A 13,562-nucleotide genomic window follows, 5' to 3' on the forward strand; every position below is an offset into this window, starting at 1 on the left:
CGCACAGACATTCTTGCCGACACTATCTGGCAGCGGAACATCGTAATCACGCTAAATGCGCACACAGGCACAATTAGCCACAAAGATAATCATAGCATAGCTCTTAATAGAAAACAAGAGGCTATATATTTTCTTACGCGTCGATCTTAAAAAGCCCAACCACCATTCCGGAACACCGGTTCACGCGTACCATCTGCATGAATGCCGTCAATGTTCATATCAGCCGCACCCATCATAAAGTCGACGTGTGTAATGCTTTGGTTTAACCCGTTTTTCTCCAACGCTTCTGGCTCCATCTCTTTCCCACCTTCAATGTTGAAGGCATACGCACTTCCTAACGCCAAATGGTTCGAAGCGTTTTCGTCAAATAACGTATTATAGAAGATAATATTCGTATCAGAAATCGGTGACTTATGAGGCACAAGCGCCACCTCACCAATGTAGCGAGACCCTTCATCACTATCAAGCAAACGCTTCAGCGTCTCTGACCCTTTTTCCGCAGTGAAATCAACAACTTTTCCATCTTTAAATGTCAATGTGAAGTTTGTGATCAATGTGCCACCATAGTTTAATGGCTTCGTGCTCGTCACTTTTCCATTAACACCGGTTTTCTTCGCCGCAGTAAACACTTCTTCTGTCGGCATATTCGCCACAAAGCGCGTGCCCGATTTACTGACGCTACCACCTGACGCCCATATATGCGTCTCTGGCAATTCAATTGTTAAATCCGTTCCTTCCGCCGTATAATGCAGCGCATGGAAATGCTTTTCATTCAATGTCTCCATCTTTTCATCTAATGTCGCTAAATGTTTCTCCCACGCCGCAACTGGATCATCCTCGTGAATACGTGTCGCCGCAAAAATGGCTTCCCATAATTTTTGAACCGCTTCTTCTCCTTCTGCTTCAGGGAACACTTTCTCCGCCCAACCTACAGATGGGACAGCAACGATCGACCAGCTCACACTATCTGACTGAATATAGCGTCGGAATGTATCTAGTGCTTTTCCAGCTGTTTTATTCGCTGTTGCAACACGCTCGGGATCGACATCTTTTAATAAGTCTGGGTCTCCTCCGGTAATGCTTAAAAAGGCGGCATCCTTTTCTGCCTCTTCTTCTAGCGATTGTGCTTGCCAATTCGGGAACTCACTAAATACTTCTTCTGCAGCATGTTCAAACTTCAACTTCGCTATCTCTTCGTCGCCCCAGTCAACACGAACATGTTTAGCACCAGCCTCATACGCCTTTTTCGCAGCTGCCCGTACAAAATCCGCTGCAAATAAAGGCGTACGAATAATTAACGTTTGTCCTTTTTGGATGTTCAGACCTACACGAATAGCCAGATCTGCATATTTTTCCAAGTTTTGCTCAAATGTTGTCATCAAATCGCCTCTTTCTTCTATGTATTGATAGAACCTTCTCCTAGTGTAACAGTTTTTTTCTGCCGATGCCACGGAATTGTGTTACAATAATCCTATGTAACATAAACGATAGAAGAGGTTCGAAAACTCCCTCTATAAAAAACTAAACAGGAGACTGCCGTGACTGAACACGCAGTTTTTTATGTTGTTGGAGTATACCGAAGCTCGTTCTTACAGAGAAGGAGCGTATTTTTATGAAAAAAAATGATTCAGCCGTCGTCGTATTTAGTGGCGGACAAGATAGTACGACATGCCTCTTTTGGGCACTAGAAAAGTTTGACCATGTATCCGCGCTAACATTCGCTTATGGGCAACGCCACGCCGCAGAAATTGCTTGCGCAAAAGACATTGCAAGAAAGGCAGGTGTGCCACTGCGTATACTGGAAGTCCCGACGCTAAATGACATAACGTCTAACGCGCTCACGCGAAACGATATTGAGATTACGGATCAGAATGAAAACAACGCTCTCCCCAGTACATTTGTGCCTGGACGCAATCATTTGTTTTTATCTTTTGCGGCGATTTATGCTAAAGAAATTGGTGCAAAGCACCTTGTCACTGGCGTATGCGAAACCGATTTTAGTGGTTATCCAGATTGTCGCGATGTCTTTATTAAATCTCTGAATGTCACACTTAATCTAGCCATGGATACAGATTTTGTTATTCATACACCGTTAATGTGGCTAAACAAAACAGCAACGTGGGCACTCGCTGATCAACTAGGGAAGCTTGAAACCGTTCAACACGACACATTAACGTGTTACGAAGGGATAAAAGGCACGGGATGCACCACTTGTCCGGCTTGTAAACTACGCGCCGCCGGGCTCGCCGCTTATCTTGAACAGAAGGCAGGTGCACCACAATGATGCAACAATTTTATCCGACCGTTACCCATCCATACCAATTTGAGCTTCACAAAGATATGCACCTTGCTAGTGCGCACTATATCGACAACGAACGGGCTGGCAAATGCGCCCGTGTTCACGGACATACGTATGTCATTAACATCACGATTGCCGGGAACGAGCTTGACGAGACAGGCTTTCTCATTAATTTTAAACACCTTAAAGAAGCTGTGCACGGCCGATTCGATCATACATTACTCAATGACGATCCATTATTTGCGCAGACGCCCCCATCGACCGAAAAAGTAGCTGAAACAATCTATACAATTGTCAATGATTTACTCACCCCACTTGCACACAAGCCCGTCTGCATCCAAGTCATTGTTCGTGAAACACCAACGAGCTACGTTGTTTACCGACCAAAGCAGGTGCAATCATGACCGGTCAAAAACCTATTCCTGTGATGGAAATTTTCGGCCCAACGATTCAAGGGGAAGGCATGGTAATCGGACGCAAAACAATGTTTGTTCGTACAGGTGGTTGTGATTACCGCTGCCGTTGGTGTGATTCTGCTTTCACATGGGACGGTACCGGGAAAAGTAAACCGATGGTTGCCGAAGATATTATCTCCAAACTTGACACGCTTGCTGCTGGCAGATTTGATCATGTCACCCTTTCAGGAGGGAACCCAGCTTTACATGCCGGGATTGGCAACCTCATCCACAAGTTACATGCAAAAAACATTCAAACCGCAGTTGAAACACAGGGGACGATTTGGCAAGACTGGCTTACGCACGTGGACGATGTGACGATTAGTCCAAAACCACCTAGTTCTGGTATGGAAACGGACTGGAAAAAGCTTGATACTTTCATGAAAAAACTTTCGCCACAACAAGCAAGTTTAAAAGTGGTCATTTTTAATGATGAAGATTATGCGTTTGCAAAACTTGTACACACGCGCTATCCGCACATATCGTTTTTCCTTCAAGTCGGTAATGATGATATTCATACCACTGATGACACGACGTTACTCACACAGTTGCGCTATCACTACGAACAATTGATAGAAAAAGTCATGCTTGATTCGACACTAACTAACGTACGCGTCTTGCCTCAGCTACACACATGGATGTGGGGTAACAAGCGCGGTGTATAAAGGAGCATACTAAAATGACAAATCGAGACGAACAAACATTAGATCATATCACTTTACTAGGGAATCAAAACACCCACTATGATTTCTCTTACAACCCAGATGTACTTGAAACATTTACAAACAACCATCCTGATCGCAATTATATGGTCAAGTTTAACTGCCCAGAATTCACGACACTTTGCCCGAAAACGAACCAGCCAGACTTCGCAACATTGTACATTAGCTACATTCCAGACATTCAAATGGTTGAGAGCAAATCTCTAAAGTTGTATTTATTTAGCTTTCGTAACCACGGTGGGTTCCACGAGGACGCCGTCAATGTCATCATGAATGACTTGATCAAACTCATGGATCCACGCTACATTGAAGTATGGGGGAAATTCACCCCGCGTGGAGGTATTTCTATTGATCCGTACTGCAATTACGGCAAGAAAGGTACCCTATTTGAGGAAATGGCACACCATCGGTTAATGAATCATGACCTCTATCCTGAAACAATAACGAATCGTTAAGGAAATATTTGAATCCCTAAAATAAAACAACGTGCTCCCTATCAAAAGGAGGACGTTGTTTTTACATTAAACGTTTTTCGCAATCGCTTCTTTTGTAATATCCCAATGCGATGTGGTCCAAGCAACTTTCTTATCCTTTAACACAAACAATTGTGGTGACTTATGCACCGTCTCTAATTCCTCGGCAATTAAGTTAGAAACCGGGCGAGATTCAATCACTTTTACCCATCCATATACAAAATCTGGGTTTTCTTCTACGAAAGCAAGGAACTGTTTATGCGCATCGCTACTTACTGGGCATTGCGTACTATGTTTAAAAACAAGCACCGTCTTGTCCTTAGATTGCTCATATAAATCATGCCATGCTGCTTCTGTTGTTAATTCAATCATCTTATCCCACTCCTTCTTCTTTACACTAATGCTATCATACACGAAACGCGCCCACTAACACCACTCATATGCACTTGCCGCATCATGGCGTCTCTGACAACGCCATGACAATTCTAATTTCGTCGTAAGTGATTGTTTCTGGTAACTGTTCTTTGATCGGTTTTAAATATTGACTCTCTACTTTAGTGCTCACTGCCATAATTTGTGCTTGTTTTTCTGGGTCAATACGCGCAAGCAAATCCGTAATCTCCCCTTGTTTTTCCGCTTTTATTAAATGCTTCACGACCGTTTGCTCCGTTAACTGCACCGCTTCGGCAATATGAGCAAAAGATTTCCCAGCTTGATAATGATAAATGATCTCTTCCACATTCGCGCGCTGCACTTTTTTTGGTCGTTGTAACGTGTCCGGTGGTTCACTTGCTTTCATTGTGTCTGCCGCATCGAATTGATTTAACACCGCTAAAAACGAGTCGCCGTACTGTTCAAGCTTCTGCGCACCGACACCTGAGATCTCACCAAACGCCTCGTACGTTTGCGGTAACAGCCGGCTCATTTCCTTTAACGTCTTATCCGAAAAAATTAAATATGGCGGGATGCCTTTTTCTGTTGCGAGCGCCTTCCGATGCGCGCGTAAAGCAATAAAGATCGGATCTTCATCTGCCACTGGTGCAGATGCCTTGTCAACATATTGAAACACAGTCTCTTCTTTTTTCAACACCGCTGCCCCGCGCGGTAATATGCGTAAGGTCGGATAGGCATCGTTTGTTAGCCCCACATACTCCTCGGCTGCTAGAAAATCAATGAATGCCTGCACATCTTTTGCCCCATAATCTTTCATTAGTCCGTAAGTAGGTAGTTTATGTAAGTTCATCGTAAGGATCTTTTGATTTCTCGACCCCGTTAACACTTGGGCAACAACTGTTTTTCCAAACCGTTCTTTCATCCGCACAATACACGAAAGCACCATTTGCGCCTCGGTTGTCCGTTCAACTTGCTCTCCCTCACGCACACAGTTACTACAACGCCCACACGTCGGTGCATCTTCTTCCCCAAAATAACTACGCATAAACTGTGATAAACATTGTTCTGTATGACAAAAACGACTCATCACTTGCAGCTTATCAAAATCATGCGCCTTCTTTTGCTCATCTTCAGTGTCACGCTGTTCAATAAAAAAGCGCTGTGTTTGCACGTCTTGTGGTTGGAATAGCAACACACATTCACTCGGTTCACCGTCACGTCCCGCGCGACCTGCTTCTTGATAATACGCTTCAATCGTTCCTGGCATGTTCGCGTGAAGTACGTAACGGACATTGGCCTTATCAATGCCCATCCCAAACGCATTAGTCGCAATCATCACATCTGCTTGATCGTAAATAAATGCTTCTTGGTGCGCCCGGCGCTCATCTTCTGATAAGCCACCGTGGTAAAGGGTTGCACGTGTGTATTTACTCAAAAACTGATATAACGCCTCTGCTTCTTTGCGCGTTGACACATACACAATACCCGCTTGCGATTGCCTTGCCTCGACATATTGACGGATGTATGTTTGTTTCCGAGCACCTTTCACGACTTTGAACGTTAGATTTTCACGCGCAAAGCCTGTACAATATTGATTGTCTACTGGAATACCAAGGCGGTCACAAATATCATTTGCCACTTCAGGCGTCGCTGTCGCTGTTAGCGCGAGTACCGTTGGACGATGCGGATGATGCTTGATCCACTCTGCCATCGCTAAGTAACTGGGTCGAAAATCATGCCCCCATTGCGAGAGACAATGCGCTTCATCAATTGCGATGAGTGAAAGTGGCTTCTTCTGCAAAATTGCTTGAAATTGCGGATCATGCAGCCGCTCTGGGGCAACATAAACCATCTGGTATTCTCCACTCATCATGGCCGTGAAGCGCGCATATACCTCTTGTCTACTTAACGAACTATTAATATATGTAGCCGCAATGCCAAGCGCACGCACAGCATCGACTTGATCTTTCATTAAAGAAATGAGCGGCGATACGACGAGGGTGATGCCCTCTAATACAACAGCAGGAATTTGATAACAAAGAGACTTTCCTCCTCCAGTTGGCATCACAACAAGGGCATCTTTTTGTGAAAAAACATGCTCAATAATCCGTGATTGCCCCTCTCGGAAAGCATCATAGCCATACTGATGTTGTAACACCTCTGTTGCGCGTTGCATTTGCGCTTGCACCATGTTCCCACCCCCTTCTTTACTATGATAACACGTCTTACAGCTTAGAAGAATGGTATTTTAGGAAAGATGTTTTCGATATTGAAACGTAAAGAAACGCTGTCCAGCTTGGAATGGGAACGCTTCATATAATTGATTTGCCCACGCATCGCTACAGTCAATTTCTGCCTCGACTTTTGCTATACCTTTGTATGCCAACTGTCGCAACTGATGCTCGAAAAGACGTATGAGCACTCCCTCTACCGAAGCCATCGCACCGACCCAACCTAGTTCTACATGACGTGGTGTAGATCCATCATGAATATTTACATAAGCCTGTACTTGGTGATCGTTTACATATACAGCACTCTCTTCTTGCCGCAGGTCAGAAGTAAAAGTAAGTGCCCTCCATTCCGCAAGCGACATTTCCTTAATCGGGTTTACTTGGTGACTGTCTTCATAGTTTTGTTTAACTAACCGCAAATATTGCTGACACAAGTCTGGATGGGTTACACTTAACTGGACAATAATGATGAGGGGTAGCGAGATAGGAATCCAGTTTTAGGGGATATCATCCAAAAAACTAGGAAACTTCAAACGAAGCGACTTTACATTGAGTTCGGGCATGTTAGGCTAGTGGTGTAGCCAATGCTTCACCATAGCTTGGCACTTGGCGAGAAAAACATGCCCGTGGAGGCTCAATGTCAAGTTGCGCCGGTCTCGCACTTTCTCAAACCCTACCAGTTAAGGAGATGATCATGGATGGAAAAACGTCCAAGAAGACAGTTTACTGCTGAATTTAAGGCACAAATGGTCCAGCTATATCACAATGGGAAACCACGAGCAGAAATTGTTCGAGACTATGAACTCACACCATCTTCCCTAGATAAATGGATTAAACAAAGCAAGACATCAGGTTCCTTCAAAGAAAAGGATAATCGCAGCCCTGAAGAAGTCGAGCTGATTGAGTTACGTAAGAGAAATAAGTATCTTGAGATGGAGAATGACATTTTAAAGCAAGCCGCGCTGATACTAGGACGCAAGTAGATGTGATCAAGCAAAATTGTCACAAATATTCAGTTTCAGCAATGTGTCGCGTCCTACAACTCCCAAGAAGCACATACTACTATGTGTCAAAAGAACGACCAGCTGAAGACCCAATCACCGCTCGTGTCGTCGATATTTTTCACGATAATCGTCGTACTTATGGTACAAGAAGGATGAAGGCCGCCTTACAAAAAGAAGGCATTCGAGTCTCACGCCGTCGCATCGCACGAATGATGCGTGAACAGGGGTTGGTTTCCATTTACACAATCACCAACTACAAGCCACAGCGTACTCCTTGTAATGAAGATAACGTGGCAAATGAGTTGAATCGTGAGTTTGATCAACAAGAAGAAAAGAAAGTCATTGTCAGCGATTTAACCTATGTACGTGTCGGGAATCAGTTTCATTACATGTGCGTGTTAGTCGATCTATTCAATCGTGAAATCATTGGGTCAAGTTGTGGACGCAAGAAAGACGCAGCACTTGTGGCAAAAGCATTTGCATCTATTTCAGGTGACTTACGCAAACTACGATTATTTCATACAGATCGGGGATCAGAGTTTAAGAACAAACTAATCGATCAAACGCTTCATACGTTCGGCATCGAGCGCTCTTTGAGCATGAAAGGATGTCCATATGATAATGCCGTTGCAGAAGCGACATTCAAGACGATTAAGACCGAATTTGTCAGGCAATATGTGTTTGAGACGCTGGGTGACCTCGATAGAGAGCAGCGAGATTATGTCCATTGGTTTAACACAAAACGTTTACACAGTACACTTGGATATAACAGTCCGATTGAGTACAAGATAGCCCTCTAAAAATTTGTCCAATTTAGTGTTGCCATTCCAGTCTTCCTTTTCTACTAGCTGAGAAAGAGAATAGATATTGGCATCGGTTAGTTGGTATTTGCTTTCCTTTTTCAATGAAAGTGTCGGCATATGCGTCGTACGGACCTTCTGAAAACCTAGTTGTGACAACAACGCCATCGCACAGGTGTCTTCCTCTGAAACCAAGCATTGTAATGGATGTTCTTGTTGGACAGACTGTAGTAAGCCCGTAAGTAAGGCGGTATCTTTTGTCCTTGATGTGAGCTCAATGTATAGTGCCTTTGTATGATAAAGTGAGCGCCACCAATAGATTATAGCTTGAAGTTGATCGCCTTGCCAAGCAGTCATCGTATTTGTAGATGCCCACTCCCGTGCGTCCCGATTCTTTTTCTTGTACAGCTTCTCCACCGATTGCTTGTGACCTTGTTTAAATCGTTGATACATATGCTTACCCTCTTTCTCCTTCCAGTATACAACAAATAAAGAGATCCTCCGGATATATCACTACGCCCAGAGAATCTCTTGTCGTACAATCTTTATGATATGGACCGTCGCAGCCGCGTCAAAAGTTTTACCATCATTCCCATTAGTAAAGCTGTTGCACCCGCAAAACCGAACCACCAGTTGTTTGTTGCTGTTTGTGGTAGACTTTCTCCTTTTATATTGCTAGATGGTTTTTTTTGTGGTGCAAAAATCACTTTATTCCCCTCTAACGGTTTCTTCCCCCCGGTGTGGATTACCTTTGGCATTTTCTCTTTTGGGTCTCCCGGATCTCTCGGATCTCCTGGGTCACAGGGATCTCCTGGGTCACCGGGATCTCCTGGATCGCCCGGATCTCCTGGGTCTCTCGGATCTCCTGGGTCACCGGGATCTCCTGGATCGCCCGGATCTCCTGGATCGCCCGGATCTTCTAGATCTCCTGGATCTCCTGGGTCGCCCGGATCTCCTGGGTCACCGGGATCTCCTGGGTCGCCCGGATCACCGGGATCTCCTGGATCGCCCGGATCTCCTGGATCGCCCGGATCTCCTGGATCGCCCGGATCTCCTGGGTCGCCCGGGTCTGGCCTACTATACTCAATAACTAAAGGTTCATGATGAGCATTTGCAGGCATTGCGTCCCCCACATGCCCCTCTGTTAGCACCGCTTGAAAAATGTAAGTGCCCTTCTCAATTGCACGGTATGCTGTCAAAATATCAACATTCATACCAATCTGCGCGCGTCCATCGATCGGTTTTAACTCGTTTGCCTTTAGAAACCCGTGAAGATCAAAAACTACACGATTTTTGCTCGTATCTATCGTGGTATATGATGCAAAGTCATATGCTCCGGTAAGACGAATGGTGTTCCCATCCTTGTCTACCATATCCCCCATCAGAGAAAAAATAATTTCGTGATCACGTAATACATATGCGAGTTCTTCTGGAAATTGGAGCGTATAAATGAGTTGCTTTTGTTCCTGCAAATTCAAGTGTACATTGCCATTGTGAACAAGGCGATGACTTGTTGTCTCTGCATGATGTTTAATTTGAAACAATGTTAGTCCACCAATCGTCCTCATTAAATTTTCTGGTTGCTCCTGTGACACACGCATACTAGCAACAGCTTGTGCCTCTCCATGTAGTGTCGTCATCATCGCCATTGGGGCACCTACCATCATTGATGTAGCAAGAAAAAGTGCTTTTGCTTGTTGCACTCGCTTACGCCGTTGACATCGATTCATCTTTTCTTTGTAATCACACTTTTTTCTCATTTTTCACCGTCCTCAAAACATAATAGTACATATACAACTATCATTCTATCAATATTCAACTAGATTGACAATTAAAATCGGAAAATTTAAAGCAATTTGTTGTGTTATTCAACGAAAAAATACCTTTCCCATTTACACAAAGCGATTTAAACGTTACACTACATACGGAGAATATTTTTCAAAAACGTATTCACTTAAAAATTGCAACTGTGCAGGAGGATTTTTTTATGATTACAGTCACAAACGTCAGCTTACAGTTTGGTGGGCGCAAATTGTTCGAAGACGTCAATATTAAATTTACACCAGGAAATTGCTACGGACTTATTGGCGCAAATGGTGCTGGGAAATCTACATTTTTGAAAGTTTTATCTGGGGAGATCGAGTCTCAAAAAGGACACGTTTCCATGAAATCAGGCGACCGTATGGCTGTTTTGAAACAAGATCATTTTGCTTATGAAAATGAGGAAGTGCTGCAAACAGTCATTATGGGACATGCACGCCTCTTTGAAGTGATGAAAGAAAAAGACGCCATTTACATGAAAGAAGATTTCTCCGATGAAGATGGGATGAAAGCCGCCGAGCTTGAAGGAGAATTTGCGGAACTGAATGGTTGGGAGGCAGAGTCCGATGCAGCCATTTTACTCAAAGGCCTAGGCATTGACGAATCTCTCCATACAAAAACATTGGCTGAACTAAATGAATCAGACAAAGTAAAAGTGCTTCTTGCCCAAGCGTTGTTTGGCAAACCTGATGTGCTATTACTCGACGAGCCAACAAATGGACTTGATCTTAAAGCAATTCAGTGGCTCGAGGACTTCCTTATTAACTTTGAGAATACAGTCATTGTCGTTTCCCATGATCGCCATTTCTTGAACAATGTTTGTACTCATATTGCTGATCTTGACTATAGTAAAATTGAGCTCTACGTTGGAAACTACGATTTTTGGTATGAATCCAGCCAACTCGCTTTAAAAATGACCCAAGATCAAAACAAGAAGAAAGAAGAGAAAATGAAAGAACTAGAGAGTTTCATTGCGCGTTTTAGTGCAAATGCTTCAAAATCTAAGCAAGCCACTTCACGTAAAAAACAGCTCGAGAAAATTACGCTAGAAGACATCAAACCTTCGTCACGTAAATATCCTTACATCCATTTCACACCTGAACGTGAGATTGGCAACGATCTACTAGAGGTCGAAGGATTGACGAAGACAGTCGATGGTGTGAAAGTGTTAAACAATGTCTCGTTCCGCTTAAACAGGGACGACAAAGTCGCACTTGTCGGCGCAAATGATGTTGCTAAGACGACGCTATTCAAAATTTTAGCGGGCGAAATGGACGCTGATAGCGGCTCGTTTAAATGGGGTATTACGACTTCTCGTTCCTACTTCCCGAAAGATAACAGTGCCTTTTTCGAAGGCTCGCAACTAAACCTTGTTGATTGGCTGCGCCAGTTTTCTCCTGAAGATGATAGCGAAACATTTTTACGCGGCTTCCTCGGGCGAATGCTTTTCTCTGGAGAAGAAGTGTTAAAAGAAGCCAATGTACTGTCTGGAGGAGAAAAAGTACGTTGTATGCTGTCAAAAATGATGCTCAGTGGCGCAAATGTGCTGCTTCTTGATGAGCCGACGAACCACTTAGATTTGGAATCAATCACCGCGCTCAACAACGGCCTTATTGCTTTCAAAGGCGCGATGATCTTCAGTTCACATGACCAGCAGTTTATTCGCACAATCGCAAACCGCTTTATTGAATTGACTACCGATGGTGTCATTGATAAAGATGACTACGAAGCATATTTAGCCACGCTGAAATAACACATAAGCCTCCCTAGGGAGGCTTACTGTATCATTATATATCCAAGAAAAGTAAGAATCCCCTTCCTATTTGACGAATAAGTTCTTATCCTTCCTCACATACCTCAAAAAGGAGCCATCAGAAACATACCTCACCTTCCGCTACAAACACATCTTCTTAAGAAGCCTTCCTTGGCGCAAATTCCTACGCCACGAAAACCCAGCGATCGTGACACTTTTACCGAAATTAGGCTATAATAAAGAAGAGAAAATGGATGTCGCACTAACATTTTTGCGGCTCATGATAAAAGGAAAAGCAACCCCAGAACAACAAGCATTACAAATGAAGTTTTTTGCTTCATACATGTCACTAACGAAAGAGGAGGAAAACACAATGCGTGAGGAAGTGCAAAAACTCGTCCCCAAGGAGAAAATGGACATTGATAATATTATGACATTTTTTGAACGCGATGCTTGGGAGAAAGGGATCGAGGAAGGTATTGAGAAAGGCATCGAGAAAGAGCGGACCGAAACAGCAAAACGCATGTTGCTTGAAGGTGCTGAAGGTGCTTTTATTGCGAAGGTCACACAGTTACCTTTGGAAAAGGTGCAAGAATTGAAGGAAGAGCTTGGAGCAGAGTAATTCCGCCTCACAAAAGACTCATTTAACTCCCTTCAACAGCATACAAGTGCCCTGATCAAGCTTCATACAGTTGTTGATCAGGGCTTTTGTGATTATAATTGCTGTGCCTGCCTATAAATATTGGTCCATAAAGTCTTTGTGGTCTCCATATCTGCTCTGAACAAATCTTCGTCAAATGTTTCTGTTTCCTTCACTTGACCAATTAAATTCTTCAGTGCCGAGTCTAATCGTGACCAACCCGTATTCATATCTTCCAACGTTACCAACCAACCAATGTTCAACACCCCATCATCAACCCCTTTAATATCTGAAGCGAGTGTTGACAAATGCATACTTAAAGGTTCTAACTGATCATAGATCTTTACTGATAAATCGTACGTTTCTTCCTCAATTTGACTACGAACGACATCATCGAGATCTTCTGATAGTTTATCGTATAGCTTATCTAAAGAAGCGCGGTAGCCATCCATTAAATTCTCTATCTTATCAATATCCGCTTGCATCAGTGACACATTTTTACCAATGTCTGATTTATACGTACGCAAGTCATCTAAAAACTGCGTAACAGCACCTTTATGCGTCGTCACATCATCTTGCATGTTGTCAAGTCGCTCGAGGATGCCGTCCTCGTCATCTGCTGCGAGCGCGTCTATTATCTCATCAAACATCCGATTGAATGTGTCATCATATGAGAGGACTTGATCACGTGTCCGATTCGATTCACCTTTTAACGAATCCTGCCACTGTTGTGCCTGCTCATAAACAATTTTCTCGTGCTGACGTGCCAATGCCTGATTTTCAGCGGACAAACCGGCTTTTCCCGCTTCTTGTACCTTACTTTCAAAATCAGGGTGCATCGCAATCACATGATATGTCAAACCATCCATCACCGTGGGAATTTCCTCTGCAACCGCCGGTGTTGCACTATACAAAGGAATGGCTAAACAAAGCAGCGCCGCACATTTCCCAAGCTTTTTTGCATGTAACAT

Annotated in this window: 14 protein-coding genes and 1 riboswitch; of the genes, 7 read left to right on the forward strand and 7 right to left on the reverse strand. The window is 43.7% G+C overall.

Going from position 1 to position 13,562, the window contains the following annotated elements:
- Positions 1 to 146: 146 nt before the first annotated feature.
- Positions 147 to 1,379: an aminopeptidase gene (locus NSQ26_RS06345; protein ID WP_499719792.1), complete on the reverse strand. Its 1,233-nt coding sequence runs from the start codon at positions 1,377 to 1,379 to the stop codon at positions 147 to 149.
- Positions 1,380 to 1,487: 108 nt separating this feature from the next.
- A riboswitch (PreQ1 riboswitch) is annotated at positions 1,488 to 1,531 on the forward strand.
- A gap of 81 nt (positions 1,532 to 1,612) precedes the next feature.
- Between NSQ26_RS06345 and queC the strand changes: the two genes are divergently transcribed.
- From queC to queF, 4 genes are read left to right on the forward strand one after another with little or no spacing between them, the layout of a single operon-like run.
- Positions 1,613 to 2,284 carry a 7-cyano-7-deazaguanine synthase QueC gene (gene queC, locus NSQ26_RS06350; RefSeq protein WP_499719793.1) on the forward strand — a complete coding sequence of 224 codons (672 nt, stop codon included), beginning with the start codon at positions 1,613 to 1,615 and terminating at the stop codon, positions 2,282 to 2,284.
- Complete coding sequence (gene queD / locus NSQ26_RS06355; protein ID WP_499719794.1) at positions 2,281 to 2,703, forward strand: 6-carboxytetrahydropterin synthase QueD; 423 nt, start codon at positions 2,281 to 2,283, stop codon at positions 2,701 to 2,703. Before queC ends, queD begins: the two co-directional genes overlap by 4 nt.
- The gene (gene queE, locus NSQ26_RS06360) at positions 2,700 to 3,419 is read left to right on the forward strand and encodes a 7-carboxy-7-deazaguanine synthase QueE (protein ID WP_499719795.1); all 720 of its coding nucleotides are present in this window, start codon (positions 2,700 to 2,702) and stop codon (positions 3,417 to 3,419) included. The genes queD and queE overlap by 4 nt, the downstream gene beginning before the upstream one ends.
- 14 nt (positions 3,420 to 3,433) lie before the next feature.
- Complete coding sequence (gene queF / locus NSQ26_RS06365) at positions 3,434 to 3,931, forward strand: preQ(1) synthase (RefSeq protein ID WP_499719796.1); 498 nt, start codon at positions 3,434 to 3,436, stop codon at positions 3,929 to 3,931.
- Between the two features lie 66 nt (positions 3,932 to 3,997).
- Here the strand turns inward: queF and ytxJ are convergent, their stop codons facing one another.
- From ytxJ to NSQ26_RS06380, 3 genes are all read right to left on the reverse strand, one after another.
- Positions 3,998 to 4,321 carry a bacillithiol system redox-active protein YtxJ gene (ytxJ, locus tag NSQ26_RS06370; RefSeq protein ID WP_090774879.1) on the reverse strand — a complete coding sequence of 108 codons (324 nt, stop codon included), beginning with the start codon at positions 4,319 to 4,321 and terminating at the stop codon, positions 3,998 to 4,000.
- Positions 4,322 to 4,403: 82 nt separating this feature from the next.
- On the reverse strand, positions 4,404 to 6,533 hold the full coding sequence (gene recQ, locus NSQ26_RS06375) for a DNA helicase RecQ (RefSeq protein WP_499719798.1): 2,130 nt from the start codon (positions 6,531 to 6,533) through the stop codon (positions 4,404 to 4,406).
- A 57-nt stretch (positions 6,534 to 6,590) separates the two neighbouring features.
- Entirely contained in the window at positions 6,591 to 6,992 is a 402-nt protein-coding gene (locus NSQ26_RS06380) for a hypothetical protein (protein WP_499719800.1), read from the reverse strand.
- A 279-nt stretch (positions 6,993 to 7,271) separates the two neighbouring features.
- On the opposite strand from NSQ26_RS06380, the gene NSQ26_RS06385 reads away from it, so the two are divergent.
- Positions 7,272 to 8,377, forward strand: a protein-coding gene (locus NSQ26_RS06385; RefSeq protein ID WP_499718015.1) for an IS3 family transposase whose coding sequence is annotated in 2 segments (ribosomal slippage) — positions 7,272 to 7,521 and positions 7,521 to 8,377 — 1,107 coding nt in all. Because the reading frame shifts where the segments join, the coding sequence is not laid out codon by codon here.
- Here NSQ26_RS06385 and NSQ26_RS06390 read toward each other — a convergent pair.
- Positions 8,324 to 8,830, reverse strand: coding sequence for a hypothetical protein (locus NSQ26_RS06390; protein ID WP_499719802.1), 507 nt, complete (start codon positions 8,828 to 8,830; stop codon positions 8,324 to 8,326). The two genes, NSQ26_RS06385 and NSQ26_RS06390, sit on opposite strands and share 54 nt — an antisense overlap.
- 92 nt (positions 8,831 to 8,922) lie before the next feature.
- Positions 8,923 to 10,137 (reverse strand): LPXTG cell wall anchor domain-containing protein, encoded by a 1,215-nt coding sequence (locus NSQ26_RS06395; RefSeq protein WP_499719804.1) that lies wholly within the window; start codon positions 10,135 to 10,137, stop codon positions 8,923 to 8,925.
- A 227-nt stretch (positions 10,138 to 10,364) separates the two neighbouring features.
- Between NSQ26_RS06395 and NSQ26_RS06400 the strand changes: the two genes are divergently transcribed.
- Positions 10,365 to 11,951, forward strand: coding sequence for an ABC-F family ATP-binding cassette domain-containing protein (locus tag NSQ26_RS06400; protein ID WP_499719805.1), 1,587 nt, complete (start codon positions 10,365 to 10,367; stop codon positions 11,949 to 11,951).
- Between the two features lie 250 nt (positions 11,952 to 12,201).
- A complete protein-coding gene (locus NSQ26_RS06405) occupies positions 12,202 to 12,573 on the forward strand; it encodes a hypothetical protein (protein ID WP_499719806.1) in 372 nt (123 codons plus the stop codon).
- 92 nt (positions 12,574 to 12,665) lie between these two features.
- On the opposite strand, the gene NSQ26_RS06410 is transcribed toward NSQ26_RS06405, so the two are convergent.
- Entirely contained in the window at positions 12,666 to 13,562 is an 897-nt protein-coding gene (locus NSQ26_RS06410; RefSeq protein WP_499719808.1) for an HBL/NHE enterotoxin family protein, read from the reverse strand.

Origin of the sequence: Bacillus sp. FSL W7-1360, assembly GCF_038592975.1 — a bacterium.
Classification (GTDB): domain Bacteria; phylum Bacillota; class Bacilli; order Bacillales; family Bacillaceae_D; genus Shouchella; species Shouchella lonarensis.